Here is a 16,950-nt window from a genome sequence, read left to right as displayed (position 1 = left end):
CACAAAGGTGCTACATGACCCTTTTGAATTCTAATTTTCAGTCCATACGCGACTGGGACAACGAACACTTCCTGCACCCGTGGGAGGGGATGTCATGCCTGGGTCAAAATGAACGGACCTTTGCCGAAAGTGGCTGTGGCATTCACGTTGTGACAGAGGACGGAAAACGCCTGATAGACGGGCCTGCCGGCATGTGGTGCGTTCAATTAGGCTATGGAAATACCGAGATTGCTGATGCGATGGCCCAACAGGCGAAGGAGATGGCTTATTTTTCGCCCTTCAACAACGCCAACTCAACTCCGGCCCGTTTGGCGCATGAAATCGCAAAACGAACGCCCGGTGACCTGAACCATGTGTTCTTTACAACCGGTGGTTCCACGGCCGTTGATAGTGCGCTGCGTTTTGTACAATTCCGCAACAACCTGCTGGGCAAACCGGAAAAGAAGATCGTGATCTCTCGGCAGAAGGCCTATCACGGATCGACTTATCTGGCGGCCTCTGTATCTGGCAAAGAACGCGACAAAGGATGGCTGGACCAAGCCTCTCACCTGACGCGTTTCCTGCCGAATGTGAACCCGTATACACGTCGCCCCGGTCAGACGGTTGACGATTTTCTAAACGAAAAAATCACTGATCTGGAGAACATGATCCTACAGACCGGAGCCGGCAAGGTCGCTGCTTTTATTGCCGAACCGATCCTGTGCTCTGGTGGGGTCATCGTACCCCCGCCGGGGTATCATCAGCGCTGCCTGGATATCTGCCGGAAATATGATGTCCTGTATATTTCGGATGAGGTTGTAACCGGGTTCGGGCGGCTCGGACATTGGTTTGCATCCGAAGACGTCTTTGGGATTCAACCTGATATTATCACCTGTGCCAAAGGCATGACGTCTGGGTATGTACCCATGGGGGCCTGCATCATCTCGGACCGGTTGATTGCGGATATAGCTGGTGAAAACGCGCAGAACGCGACCTTTTCAAATGGTTTTACTTATTCAGGCCACCCGGTAAGCGCAGCGGCTGGACTGAAGACAATTGAAATCATGGAACGCGACGGAGTTCTGGAACATGTCCGCGCGATCACACCTTTGTTCGAAGAGCGGCTACAGGCTCTGGCAGAGTTGCCCCTAGTGGGTGACGCCCGCGGCATGGGGCTGGTCGGATGCGTCGAATGTGTGGCCGATGCTAATGCCGAAGACCTGTTGGACCTTGATAAATCTGTCGGTGCCTTGATTGATCATCATTGTCAGGAGAACGGGCTGATCTTGCGACCAATCATCAACATGTGCGTGTTTTCACCACCATTGATTATCGCGGAGGGCGAATTGAATCAGATGTTCGATATCCTTGAAAGAGGTATCCGGTTGGCGACCGGCGATCTGATACGCCAAGGAGCGTTTAGAACTTAGACGATGCATCGGTACAGCATCGCAACCTTGCTCATTGCGATGCTTTTGTCGTGTTCTGCCGATTTCAACCAGCACGCATCGCTTCAGGCGGCAACTTGATCGGGAATTTGGACCGCACCTCTTCATCGGCCTTGCTACCAAAGTAGTTCGGGTAGTGACTAGACAGAATATCGTCCACGACCGACCTGCTGCGCTCGAACATGTCCTGGCGGCCTGCCTTCTCCCAGGTGTCGGTTAGCTCCCGATCCAATAGGGTCGGATAGACATATTCGGTCTCCATGTATTGCAAGGTCTGCGCGTTGCCGAGGAAATGACCGGGGTCAATCGCGCATTCATGGATGACATCAACCGAAAGTGTGTCATCGCTCACCTCAATCCCGCGAAGCGTTCGCGAGATCATGCCCGCAGCTTCGTTGTCGATGACCATTGACTCAAAGCTACAGCCCATAAGGCTGCCAAGCATCCCGCCAAATTCGCAAAGTCTATTGGCCCCGGCATGGGCCGCCAAAGCGAAGGTGAGTGCTTTTTCCAACCCGTACTGCGCATCAGGGATTTTGGAATCCGTCATACCGCATCCAACGCTGGTTGGTAGGTTGTAGAAATTACCCATCTGGATAGCTGCGGCCGAAATCAACGCTTGTTCACCGCTTCCCCCTGTAAAGGATCCTGTGCGTAGATCAGTGATGAAGGGCCAGGCTGCAAAAACCACCGGTGTGCCCGGATTGATTAGGTTAGCGATGGCGACACATGACAGGGTTTCGGCCACCGCCTGCGCCAGCGTACCAGCCAACGGCGCAGGTGACGTCGCCCCAGCCTGTGGGGGAACGGCCAGATCGCAGACAAGCCCCATCTTGGCAGTATCGATCAGGATTTCCAGATTTTCCCGCCCGAACCTGAGAGGGGATACTATGGGACACCCACCAAAAATGACCGAAGGCTTTTCAAGGAATTTGCCCTCTCCGCCCGATGCCAGATCGAACAGATGTATCGCGTCCTGAATGTGTTCGCGGGTTCTGAATGTCAGGCAGGATGGTTTTTCGCTGCCTGCCAGAATGGCGTAGAGCATGCTCATGTCATGCTCGTAATCTTGCGGTACATCCGTCGCCAGAACCGTATCGCCGGTCATGTGAATATTATCGAGCCGGTCAACCAAACGGGTGAAGTCGTAAATATCCTTGAGCGTTGACGGTCTGTAGCTGCGCGTTTCTGCGTCGAAAGTAGTCACCGCCGTACCCGAGTTTGCGTAATACACCTTGTCCTTGGTGCAGTGCATATCGTCTTTGCCAGCCCGCGATCCACGTGCATGGACATAGAACTCACTGGCTGCATTGGCCAACAGGTCTTCCATCAAGGCACGAGGAAAACACAGCCTGCCATGCGCGTTCACGGTCGCCCCTTTAGGCAGCACGAGATCAAGGACTTCGCGCGTAGGATCCCCTACCCCAGTGCGCTCCAGAATGCTGAGGGCAGCCTCGTGAATGCGCACCATGTCTGCGTCTGACAGTGGCTTGTATCGTCCCCCCGAAATGCCCGGCCAAATAGCCTGCGAGGCGGCGTTGCTGGTCCGCACGGCCGCGCGCGCTTCGCGTCCACCCCCACGCCGTCGTGATCTGCGCTGCGTTAGTTCTGTCATGTTCTTTCTCCGAATTTTGCGCGTCTCAGATCATGCTGAAGTAGTTGCGATAGAAGCCGGGGATACTCCACTCCATCTCGGACAGCGGTCCCGGAACGAAATGGTGCGAGTTCACGCCTTCCTGATTGTGCCGGATGATCCGTTCATCATCGAGCGACGTGACATGCCACAGCCACGTCAGGGCATCCTTATCGTAATCGCGCCCCTCTTCCGCGTCGCTACGCACATACCAGACGATCTGAATATCCGTTTCCTGAAGGGCGCGCGGCACGAACCTGTAACCGACCACGTGATCCGCGTAGACGAGGAAGTAGTTCAGTGTTCCAATCCCCAAATCAGTGGCACCGCCGTCGTGACATTTTAGCTCTCCCAGAGGTGGAGCCAACGGCGCACCATCCTTGCTGCCCGTCAAATAACCGGGGAATAGCGGGTAACGCCGCCAATACACATCTGCCCCCGGAGCGACCGCGTTTTCGCCAGTCAGGTCCAGCTCCTCAGTCGGAACTCCGGCTTCTTCCATCCGCTCATGAAGTGCCCCGCTGAATTCCAGAACCTGAGCGGGATCTTTCAGCGAATGGCTGCGAGAATAATCCTGGTGCGATGGCGCGCAGTGATAGCATTCCAGATAGTTCTCTAAGGCTAGCTTCCAATTCGCCGGAACAGGGTATGAGGCCTCGTGGGCGACCTTCAGGTTTTCAAAATCGAACGGCTTTGAAAGCGGGGCCAACCTGTCCAAAGCTGCCTCGAGCGGTGGCGGGTTATCAGCCGCGCCGACGAAAATCAGACCCTGAAAAATCTTCACGTGAACCGGGAACAGACCGTACTGGCCCGGGTCAAAATCCGGCCCCATTGACCGCCCGTTTCGTAGCTTGCCGTTCAGATCAAAGGTCCACGCGTGATAGGGACAGATAAAATTGCGCGCCTTGCCTTTCTGTTCAATGCAAACGCGTGATCCGCGGTGCCGACAAACGTTCTGATGCGCGCGTACCTCGCCCTCACGATCTCGCACAATGATCACAGACTCAGGCCCGTAATCGAACAGGAAGTAGTCCCCTGGTTCAGCGACTTGGCTGACATGGCCGACCCAGATCCAGTTGCGGCTCCAGAACGTACTGATGTCGTTCTCGTATACTGCCTGAGACGTATAGAAATGACGCGGCAAAGCGAACCCTTCCCGCTGCGCTTCCATCAAGTCGCGCATTACTTGCAAGTCATCTTTTGGCATAGCGCACCTCATACAGTTTCAAGGGAAACAATTTCCCGACGAAAAAATTCGCGGTCGACATCGCCCGCATCGCGTTCGAAATTCCGGGCAGCCATGTGACCCGAATATACAGCGTCAGCGATCAAACCCGGGTTTGCGGCGTCACCGATCAATTCCAAAGTAGTCAGCGGGCTATTGGCAAGGCTGCGCAGTTCATCAAAAAGGGCCGTCTCTCGCACGCGTTGTGTCACCAACACGACAGAGCCGCATTCAATGGTTTGTTCACGCCCCGTATAGGCGCATCGCACATTAGCCTGACCGGGCACGATGCTAGCCAAGGTCTGAGACAGTGCCAATCGAACACCCTTCTCCAAAAGACTGCGTTGCACTTTGGTCTGTTCCAACGTCAATTCCGTGAAAGGCGAGACCATCGCGGCCGGGGTTACAAAGACAACCTCTTGGCAGGTCTGGGCCAAATGATCTGCCATCACTCCACCGAGATAGGCCTGGTCATCATCATAGATCAAAACCGGACCTTCCCCCGGCATTTCCCCTGACATGATGTCATCTGGAGTGAAAACCTGTGCGCCAGAGCCTATTGGGATGCCCTGAAATGCAGTTTTCCCGCGACCATCCCGCCGCCATGATGCTCCGGTGGCCAGAAAGACGTTTGGAATGCCCAACTCGACCACTTCGCTTGCTGACAAACGGCTGTCGGTGAACAATTGAACATTCCCGCGTTGTTGCAGGTCATAGATTCTGTGATCTGTCACGCGTTTCCAGGCGGCCAGCCCGGCAAGACTGGATTCTTGCAACACACGGCCGCCCAGTTCGTGCTTGGCTTCGGCCAGGGTGACTTCGTAGCCCCTACGCGCCAGCTGCATGGCGCATTCCAGTCCGGCGGGACCGCTGCCAACAACAAGCGCGGCCTCCTCTTTTCCCCTGCACTCTATGATTTCAGGATGCCATTTCCGCCGCCATTCTTCGCCCATCGTCGGATTTTGCGTACACCGGATAGGAACACCCAACGCATCGGAAGACACGCAGATATTGCAGCCGATACACTCGCGTATTTCTTCGATGCGACCTTCCTTGATTTTGTTGGGTAGAAACGGATCGGCAATGGATGGCCGTGCCGCGCCGATAAAATCAAGGATTCCCTTCCTGACCAGCGACACCATCAAGTCCGGAGAGGTAAGGCGCCCGACGCCCACAACAGGCTTTGAAGTCACCTGTTTGACGAACTCGGTATACGAAGTTTGAAATCCATCGCGGGGTTCAAAGCGGGTCGTGGCAGAGTCGTTGCTCCAATCCGCGACATTTACGTCCCAAAGATCCGGCAACTCGGCCAGCAATTCAACGACGGCGCGACCTTCTTCCTGCGCCTGCATGCCGTCTGATCCCAACATTTCATCAACGGCAAACCGCAGGGCGATGGCGCAGCCATCCCCAACCTCTTCTCTGGTTTCTTCCAAAAGCTCTCGGGTCAGGCGCACTCGGTTTTCTAACGAGCCGCCGTATTCGTCGGTCCGGTCATTGAACTGCGGCAGCAGAAAATGGTGCGGCAGGGTCATGTGATGACCGGCATAGACATACACAATGTCAAATCCTGCCTCGCGCGAACGCCGTGCCGCCGCACGGTGCCACTTGCGGAACTCGCGAATGTCAGACTTGTCCATTGCCCGGGCCTGCTTGGGATAGGCCGTCTGTAGGGCGAGTTCTGACGGGGCTAGCAAAGGCGCCCGGCTCAGATGGTTTTGTGCATGGTGACCGTTATGTGCCAGTTCAATCGCCGCCAGAGACCCTTTCTCGTGCACCGCATCGGTCATCAGGCGCAGCGCCGGAATATCCCGCTCATCCCAAAGACGGTTTTCGGCAAAGGGGGAAAGATCTGAAGTCGGGTGAATTTCAGTCTCTTGGTTGGATACAACAGCCCAACCACCCTCGGCCTTCATCGCCCGCATGGCAGCTTCGGCCTGTGGTCGCAGATGCCCCATGCCGTTGCAATGGGGCACCTGATAGAACCGGTTTCGGGCCGTCACTGGCCCGATTTGAACCGGCTCGAAGAGTACAGAGTATCCGTCAGCGCCTGACATAGCCGCGCGTCCTCCAGAAAAAACGGAAATAGTTTCTTGGGAATGGAAGGGTTTCTAAGTTCCCACCATTCCCGGTTGTGTCAATAAGGTGCTTTTAGAAGCCTGCCTTGATGCGTTCGAACTCTTTCAACATCTTGGCTTCCAGCTCGGGGTTGACCGCATCGAAGAACAGGCTGCCGTCAAAGAAGCTGTCCACGTCCGAGAACCCATAGGTTTCAATCAGCTCCGGATCAGCCTGCGCGAAAGCGTCCTCGTTTGCATGGGCATAACCCCAGCTTTCGATGATGTATTTGCCGCTGGCGGCAGAGCTGAGCGCGTTGAGCATGTCATACACTTGTTCATCCGACTGCTTGGCGGATTTCAGATGCACATAGCCGCAGACCCAGGTGGCAATGCCTTTGTCTACATCGCGCATCATAACCGCCGGGGTTTCGTTCCAGATCAGGTTCAGTTCCGATTGGTTCCAGCCCCAACCCAACGTAACCTCACCACTGGCAATCGCCTGGTCCAGCTGACCCGCGTCAGACCAGTAGAAACGCACATTCGGGTGAATAGCACGCAGGTAGTCCGCCGCCTTCTGGAATTCCTCGTCGCTCATATCGGTATAGCTGGAGGCGCCGGTTGCCAAAGCGGCCATGGCAAACGCACTGGATGCAGCGTCCGGAACGGCAACCTTGCCCTGATAAGCCGGATCCGCCAGCAGTTGCAGCGAGACATCGTCCGCCGAAATCATATCGGTGCGGTAGATCAGGCCAGTGTTGCCCCATTCGAACGGCACCATATAGGTCTGCCCGTCGATCGTGATGCCATCGACCTCTTTGATCTTGGGCATCAGTTTGTCCCAGTTCTCCAGCTTGCTGGTATCGATCGGTTTAATCATGTCCGCCGCGACCCATTTCCTTAGCGCATCAGTGCAAGGATGGGCCAGATCAGCCTCAAACCCGGATTGAAGCTTGGTAAACGCCTCTTCCACGCTGCCGAAATAGGTGTAGCTGGGCGGCCCGCCGTATTTTTCGACGTAGTCACCAAAGAACCCCTGATCCTCATACCCGGACCAATCGAATACGGTCAGGTCGGCCGCATTGGCCAGCGCTTGGCTTGCTGTGAAGGCGGCAACTACTGCTGCCGTAAGTGATGCTGTTTTATTCATTTCTCTCCTCCCAAAGATTCACGTTTGCCCAGGTCGATCACCGAGGCATTCTGCACACCCAACCAAACGATATCCCCGCGGCTGTGATCGACTGTGTGAAAGTGGTTTGGCACTGCGACGGCAATTCTTTCGGCCAGCCCGTCAATGCGGACATAGTAATGGACGCTCTCACCATAGAAGGCGACATCCGTCACCTCACCTTGCGCATAGCCGTCGTAATCGTTCGGTTTTTCGGTGGCGATTTCCAACTGCTCGGGCCGTATGCCGACCAGTAACTCTTTGTCATGCCCTTGCACGTTGGGGTTCACGCCAATCGTCATTTGCCCAAACCCCTGAACGTCGACCTCCAGAGACCCGCCGTTTTCAGCCGTTACGTCGGCGTCCAGAAAGTTCATTCCGCCGATGAATGAGGCCACTTCGCGGTTGCAGGGTTGGGAATACAGAACCTCAGGCTTATCGACCTGCTTGAGTTGTCCGGCAAACATCACACCGATACGGTCAGACATGGTCATGGCCTCGTACTGGTCATGCGTGACCATCACGAACGTAATCCCCAGCTTCTGTTGCAGGCGGCGCATTTCCAGCTGCATCGCTTCGCGTAAGTTTTTATCGAGCGCTGACAGAGGTTCATCCAGAAGCAGCACCTTCGGCCGCATGACCAGCGCGCGGGCAAGCGCCACGCGCTGCCGCTGACCGCCAGACAACTCATTGGCCTTGCGGTCCTGCAAACCGCCGAGCTCAACCATCTCAAGCGCTTCGGCGACCCGTTCCTTGATTTCCTGCCGAGAAAGCTTTGTCTTCCGCAAACCAAACCCGACATTATCGCCCACATTCAAATGCGGAAAAATCGCATAGCTTTGGAACACCATATTGGTGGGTCGTTTGTTGGCTGGCACCTCTCCCATCGTCCGACCGTCAATCCGGATCTCACCCTCTTCGTGGTCCTGAAATCCGGCGATGATGCGAAGAGCCGTTGTCTTTCCGCAACCGGATGGGCCAAGCAGCGAAAAGAACTCACCCTCTTTCAGTGTGAGGTTCAGATCGGACACGGCCACAAAGGAACCAAAGCGTTTTTCGACGCCCTGAATCTCGATGATGTTCTGTTCGCTCATCTTGTGTGTTTCCTTTGGCTTCAATCCGAGGATTGGGTGGAACGGCGACGGAAATATTCGGCTATCAGCAACAGCATCACGGACGACAGCAAAAGCAACGACCCCAGCGCCAATGTATTGGGCAGTTTTGCGGGGAAGCGGATTTGGCTCCAGATATAGACCGGCAGGGTTGGGCTGTTTCCGGACAGAAAGAAGGCCAGAACGAACTCGTCAAATGACACGGTGAACGTGACCAGCAGGCTGGCGATGATCCCCGGGGCAACAATTGGCAGAGTGACACGCCGAAAGGTGCCCACGACGCTTTCGCCCAGATCAAACGCTGCTTCCTCAAGCGACTGATCGAAATCGTCGAATGCGGATTTCATGATGGACACGGCGAAAGGCAGCGCCACGAACACATGACCCAATATCACAGTTGTCAGCGATGGTTTCAGCCCGACACTGATGAACAGAACCAGCATCGAACTGGCAACGATGATACCGGGCACGACTAGCGGGAGCATGACTAGACCTTCGGAAAACTCCCGCCCTTTAAAACGGTACCGGACATAGGCGCGTGCTGCGAACAACCCCAAGGACGTCGCCATCAGTGCCGTTACACTGCCGACGATCAGTGAATTCACCATGGCCTGAAGCAAAGTGTCCTGCTGACCCAACTGCGCGTACCATTTCAGAGTAAAGCCCTTTAGCGGGAAGGCCACGATGGTTCCATCATTGAACGAAAACAGCGGCAAAAGCAGAACCGGCAGGTAGAGAAACACCAGATAGGCGATCGCGTAAACAAGCAACCATGGGATACGAATAACCTTGGTCATCTGATCCTCCGCCCCAGTGCGGTGACAATCACCACGAACAGGATTGCAACACAGCCGACCGAAAGCATGGCAAGCAGGGACAACGTTGCACCCAACGGCCAGTTGTTAGCGGCGCCAAACTGCACCTGGATCAAATTGGCCACCATTTTACCCTGAGACCCACCAACCAGAGCCGGAGTGACGTAATCTCCGACCGTAGGGATAAAGATGATCAGACAGGCAGCAATGATCCCCGGCACAGTCAAGGGCAGAGTAACGCGGACAAACCTTTCCAGTTTGCTGCACCCTAGATCCGTCGCGGCTTCTAATAGACTGCGGTCGATCTTTTGCAGCGACACATAGATCGGCAGTATCGCAAACGGTGCCCAGGCATGTGCAAGCGTAAGAACAACCGCGAATTCGTTGTAGAGCAGGAATGTCAGCGGTTCCTGTATCAGCCCCAGCGAAATCAAAGCCGAATTCATCACCCCATTAAAGCCAAGGATCAGCTTCCAGCTGAACACCCGCAGCAGGTAGCTGCTCCAAAAGGGAATGGTGATCAGCAAGAGCCAGAGAGTCTTTTTCTGTGTCCGAAATGCGATGAAGTAGGCGATCGGATAAGCCAGGCAGACCGTTGCCAGTGTCACAGCGCCCGCAATCGCAACCGACCGGATCATTAGGTGCCGAACTAGCGGATCGGTGAACGCCTCTTGGTAATTCGCCCATGTCAGCGTGCGATCAATCTCGACATACGTCTGGGTCCAAAAGCTGTAGGCAACAAGAATGCAGAGAGGCACGGCCACAAGCAGGCCAACATAGAGCGTCGCAGGCGCGCTCAATGCCAGGCCCTTGCCCGTTTCACTTCGTATGACTCCGGTCATGCTTCCCTGCTGAACTTTGCTTTCGGTGGCGTAACGACATTCATCACAAAATGGACAATCGTCCATTTAAATCTGGAATTTTCAGGCTAGCTGTGTCAACTGATATTTTCACAACCCGGACTGGCCAATTTCAAATGAGCCGTTAGAAGGCATCGTAAAAGGCTGGAAAACAAACAGAATTGCCTAATCATATGACTGGAAGACGACAAGAAATAAGAGAACGAAACCGCCTATCCCTAATCGAGGCGGTACTCGACTCGGTTGCAGAAAAGGGAATTTCTGAAACGTCGGTCAGTGAAATCATTCAGCGCGCCGAGTTGTCCCGCGGCATGATTCACCTTCATTTTGGCGGCAAAGACAACCTGGTGGACGAGGCGGCCCGCTACTCGTCTGAGCAATACTACAATGGCATCCATGCCATGCTGGAAACGACCGGACAAACCGGCCAGGAGCATGTTGAGATGATTGTCAGAGGTGACTTGAGTGAAGCCATCCTTAACAAGAAGAACGTTTCAATTTGGTATGCATTTCGAGGTGAAGCCAGAAACAGAGAGGCAATCGCTGCCTTTTCAGATACACGCGACGCAAAGCTTCGGAACCTGGTATTCAATGCGTTCGTTCGAATTGCGAAGGAAGCTCAAATTGAACACCCCAATGTGGTCGCACGCGACGCAACCCACGGTACGCTCGCCATGTTGGAGGGTATGTGGACCGATTTCCTTCTCCACCCGGATTCATTTGATCGCACCGAAGCAATAAGAATTGTCTTTCGCTTTTTAAGTTCAATGTTTCCCAAACATTTCAACCTTGGTGGTGCCCTGTCATCAAAATGATTTGTGGCGAGCGGGGCATATAGGCTTGCTCTTGAAGAGTGTGATGTGCACTCGCATCCACGTTCGCCACTTGGAAAATCACCAGTTACAAGCCCTGCAGTGTCTGATCTACAAATCAGCCCTGAACTTCCCAACAGAACATTAAGAGCAATTAAATCTGATGAGGTGCAGGATAATTCAGTTTAGTCTACAGCACTTGGGCAGATTTAAAGTTTGATTAAAAACAATTCCGTGCTTTGTTTGAAGGCACCACCAGGGTCTACAGTTTTCGGAGCGAGAAACTTTTCTTGCGCATTATGCCGTCATTGAATTCATATCCGAAATTTTCAACGTCGCGGATGTATACCTCACCCACGGCTTTACTGCTTTCAGCCGAGTAGTATTCCCGGTAATCTTGCCGCTTTGATTTTTTTCGATGCTGGAAGAACCTACGTCTGCAGCCAATTTCCCGAAGCACGACGCTGAGGTCTTTCTCGAGTGTCTCAAAGCGACCCAAGAAATCCAGGGGCATTTCTCCGCTGTCATTGACGAGAAAACTAGATTGCGGTCGGAAATATAGAATTCGGAGGTACGGTGAAGGCTCTTCTAGGAAAGAAGCCAGAAAGCTCTCGAATGTGTCGTGATTTGCTACCAATTCCAGTGTTTTGCGCCGCGCGATGATATAGTGATAGGCGGAAACCAAACGATCCCAAGGATTCCGAACGAAACTGAATTTGAAATAGTCTCCCGCCTCCGGACCTAGTGAGTCGAGATGCGTAAATACTGACGAGTGTTTTTCGATCGCGGGAGAAGGATCATGTTTGGTCAGACTTCCGAAACTTGGACGGCGCAAGACTGAAGAGACCGTTGATCCCCCAGTTTTCGGTATATGAACAAAGACGGTTTTTAGCGTGGGGTAGATTGGCACTGATGTACTACTCCTCCTTACTGGCAACGCGTAGGGCGCAAGTGCACGAAGGAGACGCGCGACATGCGCTAGAAAGATGGTACACTCCATTGGAACGCAAGAAAAGCGCATCGGCATGAAGTAGTTACATTGGCAACAACCAACTCAAAGGTTGTTAACGCCAAATCAGAACCTGTAATTCAACGACAAAGCAAACGTGGTCAATTCCAGGTCTCCGAATTCACGCTCAAAATCTGTGAATTTAGAATAAACCACCTCTGCCCCAAGCGTAGTCTTCTCCCGTATGAAACGCTCATAACCCAGGCCAACGAAGTATCCATTGCCTTCGCCAGGGTTTGAATCGCCGGTAACGTGAGTGTCGAGTTCGGCATAGCCGAAGCTGGCGTAGTAGATGTTCAATCCGCTGTCGATACCGCCACGCACACCAAGACGAACGGAATCAACAAGCTCAAAACCATCATCGTTGTCGAATTCCAACCGAGTGTAATGCAGGATAGGGCCGATTATGTAATTCCCGAAATCGTAGTCCCAGGCCAGTTTCGCGCCATAGATGGGGCTGCTAGAGCCGTCCATATCAGAAGCATAGCCAAGCTCTAATCCAATAGAGAAACCCGTCCAATCGACACCTGACGCAGGCAGTGCAGCCGGTGTTTTGAACGGTGCAAAGGTGCCGGAACTCTCAGTATTGTCCGCCAATGAGGCTGCCGGGTTCATTCCAGCAACGACGATGGCGACGGCGTACATGCGCATTGTCATATTGATCAATTCCATAACAAATTCAATTAAACCTATCTTATCTCAGTTGCCTCGCTTTGTTCTAGGTAAAGACTCCGAAACCGCTGAAATTTGGTAATCGTTGTGTCAAGGCGGCAATCGTTGTGAAATCTTGAAGGAAAATGGCGCTGCAACCTACATCTAGGGCAACTAAGTGCTGAACAAACAATGCCGTTAGGGTTTGGGGCATTGGAACGCCAACGTGAGGGCAGTTCCCAAATGCAATGAGTTCCTCATCTCAGTTTCGAGGACGCCGAAATTCAGGGAACGCTAAGATAGACCGACCCTATGTGCGAATACACCAGTGACGGAGAACCGTTTTAGGTAGATGTTGGGGTTGGTGCGCAAAATTTCTTTTTGCGCACCAACCCTGTCTGGATCACATCACAGCTCTACAACGATTTTCCCGACGGCAGCTCCATTCGCCAGGTGCGCATAAGCTGCCCCGACATCAGCCCAACCAAACTTTTGCTCGTCAACAATTGGTTTGAGCCCGCCAGAATCCGCCAGATCCGCTAGTGTCCTAAGAATGTCGCCATGGGCTTGCCGCCCGACATCGTGCATCATTGGAATCAGCATGAAAACGACGTGCAGAGACAGGCCTTTGAAATGTGCAGGCGTCAAATCAATCTCGACCATCGCGACCGTTGAGGCGACATGGCCATTAAGCTTGGTCGCTTCGAACGAGTTTGTCATGTTCGCGCCACCGACGCTGTCAAACACCACATCGAAGCCGACGCCATCTGTATGCGCAGCCACGTAGTCCTCGACTTTTTGCGTTGTGAAATCAAGTGGACGCGCACCGAGACCCTCGATCAGAGCCATCTGATCTGCACCGCGACCTGTTGCGGACACTGTCGCGCCAAGGTGGCGGGCGATTTGAACGGCGACGTGACCAACGCCACCTGCGCCGCCATGAACCAACACAGTCTGCCCATTGCCAACACCGGCCCGGGTCAACCCTTCATAGGCGGTGATGCCGACAAGGGGCAGCGCTGCGGCTTCCCTCATGCTCAGCGTCTTAGGTTTGTGGGCAATCAGGCGAGCATCTGCGTTGATGTACTCTGCCAGAGAGCCCGGCAGGTCCATCAAACCACCCGCGCAACCGTACACCTCATCGCCTATTGCAAAACCTGTTACGCCTTCGCCAATCGCGGTGACCGTGCCAGCAAAATCCATGCCAAGTACCGCAGGCAACTTGGGGGACAAAGGCAGGTCCGCGCCCATGCTTCGGATCATTGTGTCGACGGTGTTGACGCTGACTGCGGCCACTTTGACGACCACATGTCCAGATGTCGCGACCGGGTCGGGCATTTCAGCAAGCTCGAATTGCGCGTCGGGTCCGTAAGAGTTGAGAACCATTGCTTTCATTGAGAAGTTCCTTTTGTGAGGAAGTGTCAGGCCCACGTAGCAACCACGCACGCCTGACGAGATCATTGTGTTGGGGGGGGTCAGTTGATGTCCTGCACCTGCATCACCAGATCGCCCCATTTACGCTGGTTTTCGATGTCGTGTTCCAGACCTTGCTCATCCGCGATGGTGAAACGTTTGACCGCCGGGGTCTTGCTGGTGGCCTGATAAAGCCAATAGGCTTCAGCCTTCAGCGCCTCATCAATGGGTTTGTCGATGGATTCATAGACCATCTGTTTGCATACATTGATCGACTCTGCTGGGAATTTTGCAATCCGTTCCGCCAGCGCGGTCACATATGGACCAATCTCATCCGGCTCCAAAGCCTTGTTGATGGTACCCAGGCGCTCTGCATCATCCGCATCATAGTCTTGCGCGCTCAAGATGATCTCAAGCGCTTTGCCAAGGCCGGTCTGACGCGCCATGCGCGAAGCACCGCCGCCGCAGGGCAGGATGCCCATGCCAACCTCCATCTGCATGAACTTGTACTTTCCACGCGCGGCAAAACGCATGTCGAGAGCCAACGCCAATTCGTGCCCGCCGCCCCGTGCAAACCCTTCCAGCTTTGCGATAGTGGCCTGTGGCACCTTGCTGATCCGCTCACAAACTGATTGCAGATCCAATAGCTGTGCATCCTCGCGGGATACCGTCTCAGTCGACATATCCTTGAGCAAGTCGGTGTCGTAATGGCAGACCCAGATTTCCGGATTGGCGGATTGGAAGATCACGACCTTGGTGTCCCGGTCACGCTCAAGCCGCATGGCCAGACTGTTGAGGTCGGCCAGCATTTCCTGGCCCTGCACGTTTACGGTGCCAAAGTTAAATGTGACCGTGGCGATGCCGTTTTCGACGGCTACGTCAAAAGTTTGAAAGTTCTCGTATTTCATCAGGCAGTCCTTTCTTGGGCCTCGACGCGGCACGCGTGAGGGGCGGTAGGTATTAAAGATGGATTGTTTGGCGCTGCTGCGCCGCTTGCGTCAGGCCGTCAGGCTGATCAAGCCTCTGATGGCATTCATGACCTCGGCAGCATGATCTTTGTTGAGTGCTGCTGCATGCGGATCAGAGAAAGCCCCTATATCATTGTCAAAATAGGCCCCTGAAGCGTCAGAAAACCGCTCACCTAGGGCCGCATCCATCAGGATTTCAGCGCCGATATTCATGTCGTTCCCGGCCAAGCCAAAGCCTTCCTTTACCATCTTTGAGGCCAATAGTGATCCGGGATTTACAGCGACCATCACCGGCCCATCGGAAAGCGATTTGGCCCATTCCCGGGTCCAAATGGTGATAGCCAGCTTGCTTTGAGCATAGGCGTCCATGTCGGCCAAAGGCACATTGCCCCGCATGGCCTTGATGTCCACCGGGGCCTGTGCCGCTGATGACAAATTCACAACGCGCCCGCCGTTGGGGATGATTGGTAGCAGCAATTCGGTCAGCAGATAAGGTGCAAGCGCATTCACGACAAAACGGATGTCCTGCCCATTCTCAAGCACGGTTTGCGGGGCTTTCAGCACTCCTGCGTTGTTAATCAACACATCCAATTGGCCGTGTTTGGCCCGAACGTTTTCGGCCAGTTCTCGAACCGCAGACAGTTCGCTCAGATCAGCGGCATAGGTTTCGACATCGCCGCCGACTTCGGCTGCGGCGCGCTCCAATTTAGACGCACTACGTCCGTGCAAGAGCACTTGGTGCCCATCGGCTGCCAGTTTCTTTGCCGTGAGTAAGCCAATGCCGTCGGTTGAACCTGTAATGAGAATAGTCTTGGTCATCGGTCTGATCCTTTAGGAAAAGTCAGGCAGCAATGTGTCCGCCAAATGTTCGAGGGTTTTATCGATAGGTGCTTGATTGAACCTCAGGTTCAGTGCGACGTGATTGACCCCGAGCGTTTCAATCTCGCGCAGGTAGCTGCACAGGAAATCGGTTCCAGACTGGAACCCAAGGTGGATCGGGCGCGGAAGAGCAGCAGGATCGGCAAGGACATCGACATAGAGCGATTGCATGACAGGCTTATCCGGTTGGCCTGCCGCCTTCACGCGTCGCCGGTAATCGGCGATAACCTGTCCCTGAGCCGCCGCGTTGCGTGGATAGGTCATCCAGCCGTCTCCGTTCTGTGCCACCCAGTCGGGTGTTTGCTGGCTACCACCGGTAATGAGCATCGGCAGGTGCGTCCCATGCGGCTTTGGCAATAGGTCGATCCCACCAGACAGTGTACCCTGCCCGCTTTCATGCGTCGGATAATCCGATCCTACCGCCCGGATGTAATCAACGCTGTCGCGGAAACGTGCCCCGCGGTCGTCATAACCCTGGTTCATCGCCGGATACTCTTCGGGCCGGTCACCGGAAGCAACACCCAACAGCAATCGCCCGCCCGAGAGTACATCTGCCGTCGCCGCGGCCTTGGCCACATGAGCAGGGTGACGCAATGGCAGGATGACACTGGATGTTCCAAGCGCAATCCGGTTCGTCGCCGTTGCAAGCGCACCCAGATAGACAAATGGATCAAAAACCTGTCCGGCATCTCCAAAGCTTGGAACATTGAAGGGCACGTCGCGCAGCCAAAGTGCTGCAAACCCAAGATCCTCTGCCCTCTGTGCCGCTTCTAGATGGCCCCGCAGCGTCGGATCGGCGCCGACGGCATAGGCTTCGAGCGGCAACACAAGGCCAATGCTCAGCCGGCCCGGACGAAACACCCGGTTGTAGGCCACATTTATCCGGGCAAACTCTGCGGTATGACTGTTATCCAACATGTC

Annotated in this window: 15 protein-coding genes; 2 read left to right on the top strand and 13 right to left on the bottom strand. The window is 54.4% G+C overall.

Annotated elements, in window-relative coordinates; all coding sequences use genetic code 11:
• The first annotated feature begins 14 nt into the window (after positions 1-14).
• Entirely contained in the window at positions 15-1,409 is a 1,395-nt protein-coding gene (locus tag ACR0DT_RS17100; protein ID WP_480711914.1) for an aminotransferase, read from the top strand.
• 64 nt (positions 1,410-1,473) lie between these two features.
• On the opposite strand, the gene ACR0DT_RS17095 is transcribed toward ACR0DT_RS17100, so the two are convergent.
• The 7 genes from ACR0DT_RS17095 to ACR0DT_RS17065 form a co-directional block, all read right to left on the bottom strand.
• Complete coding sequence (locus ACR0DT_RS17095; protein ID WP_480711913.1) at positions 1,474-3,042, bottom strand: trimethylamine methyltransferase family protein; 1,569 nt, start codon at positions 3,040-3,042, stop codon at positions 1,474-1,476.
• A 25-nt stretch (positions 3,043-3,067) separates the two neighbouring features.
• A complete protein-coding gene (locus tag ACR0DT_RS17090) occupies positions 3,068-4,267 on the bottom strand; it encodes an aromatic ring-hydroxylating oxygenase subunit alpha (RefSeq protein ID WP_480711912.1) in 1,200 nt (399 codons plus the stop codon).
• An 8-nt stretch (positions 4,268-4,275) separates the two neighbouring features.
• The gene (locus ACR0DT_RS17085) at positions 4,276-6,342 is read right to left on the bottom strand and encodes an oxidoreductase (RefSeq protein WP_480711911.1); all 2,067 of its coding nucleotides are present in this window, start codon (positions 6,340-6,342) and stop codon (positions 4,276-4,278) included.
• 94 nt (positions 6,343-6,436) lie between these two features.
• Positions 6,437-7,492: an ABC transporter substrate-binding protein gene (locus ACR0DT_RS17080; RefSeq protein WP_480711910.1), complete on the bottom strand. Its 1,056-nt coding sequence runs from the start codon at positions 7,490-7,492 to the stop codon at positions 6,437-6,439.
• Entirely contained in the window at positions 7,489-8,604 is a 1,116-nt protein-coding gene (locus ACR0DT_RS17075) for an ABC transporter ATP-binding protein (protein WP_480711909.1), read from the bottom strand. Before ACR0DT_RS17075 ends, ACR0DT_RS17080 begins: the two co-directional genes overlap by 4 nt.
• A 20-nt stretch (positions 8,605-8,624) precedes the next feature.
• Positions 8,625-9,419, bottom strand: a complete 795-nt coding sequence (locus ACR0DT_RS17070; RefSeq protein WP_480711908.1) for an ABC transporter permease — start codon at positions 9,417-9,419, stop codon at positions 8,625-8,627.
• Entirely contained in the window at positions 9,416-10,279 is an 864-nt protein-coding gene (locus ACR0DT_RS17065) for an ABC transporter permease (RefSeq protein WP_480711907.1), read from the bottom strand. The genes ACR0DT_RS17070 and ACR0DT_RS17065 overlap by 4 nt, the downstream gene beginning before the upstream one ends.
• A 191-nt stretch (positions 10,280-10,470) precedes the next feature.
• Here ACR0DT_RS17065 and ACR0DT_RS17060 point away from each other — a divergent pair, with 191 nt between their 5' ends.
• Positions 10,471-11,112 (top strand): TetR family transcriptional regulator C-terminal domain-containing protein, encoded by a 642-nt coding sequence (locus ACR0DT_RS17060; protein WP_480711906.1) that lies wholly within the window; start codon positions 10,471-10,473, stop codon positions 11,110-11,112.
• A gap of 259 nt (positions 11,113-11,371) precedes the next feature.
• On the opposite strand, the gene ACR0DT_RS17055 is transcribed toward ACR0DT_RS17060, so the two are convergent.
• The 6 genes from ACR0DT_RS17055 to ACR0DT_RS17030 form a co-directional block, all read right to left on the bottom strand.
• Complete coding sequence (locus ACR0DT_RS17055; protein ID WP_480711905.1) at positions 11,372-12,019, bottom strand: sulfotransferase family 2 domain-containing protein; 648 nt, start codon at positions 12,017-12,019, stop codon at positions 11,372-11,374.
• Positions 12,020-12,184: 165 nt separating this feature from the next.
• On the bottom strand, positions 12,185-12,790 hold the full coding sequence (locus tag ACR0DT_RS17050) for an outer membrane beta-barrel protein (protein WP_480711904.1): 606 nt from the start codon (positions 12,788-12,790) through the stop codon (positions 12,185-12,187).
• A 387-nt stretch (positions 12,791-13,177) separates the two neighbouring features.
• Positions 13,178-14,164 (bottom strand): zinc-dependent alcohol dehydrogenase family protein, encoded by a 987-nt coding sequence (locus ACR0DT_RS17045; protein ID WP_480711903.1) that lies wholly within the window; start codon positions 14,162-14,164, stop codon positions 13,178-13,180.
• An 80-nt stretch (positions 14,165-14,244) separates the two neighbouring features.
• Positions 14,245-15,090: an enoyl-CoA hydratase/isomerase family protein gene (locus ACR0DT_RS17040; protein WP_480711902.1), complete on the bottom strand. Its 846-nt coding sequence runs from the start codon at positions 15,088-15,090 to the stop codon at positions 14,245-14,247.
• 90 nt (positions 15,091-15,180) lie between these two features.
• The gene (locus tag ACR0DT_RS17035) at positions 15,181-15,969 is read right to left on the bottom strand and encodes an SDR family NAD(P)-dependent oxidoreductase (RefSeq protein ID WP_480711901.1); all 789 of its coding nucleotides are present in this window, start codon (positions 15,967-15,969) and stop codon (positions 15,181-15,183) included.
• Between the two features lie 12 nt (positions 15,970-15,981).
• On the bottom strand, positions 15,982-16,947 hold the full coding sequence (locus tag ACR0DT_RS17030) for a TIGR03571 family LLM class oxidoreductase (RefSeq protein ID WP_480711900.1): 966 nt from the start codon (positions 16,945-16,947) through the stop codon (positions 15,982-15,984).
• Positions 16,948-16,950: the final 3 nt, after the last annotated feature.

Source organism: Ruegeria sp. BI11 (assembly GCF_056538005.1).
Note: the sequence above shows the minus strand (reverse complement) of the source record. Positions and strands in the feature narration are given on the sequence as shown.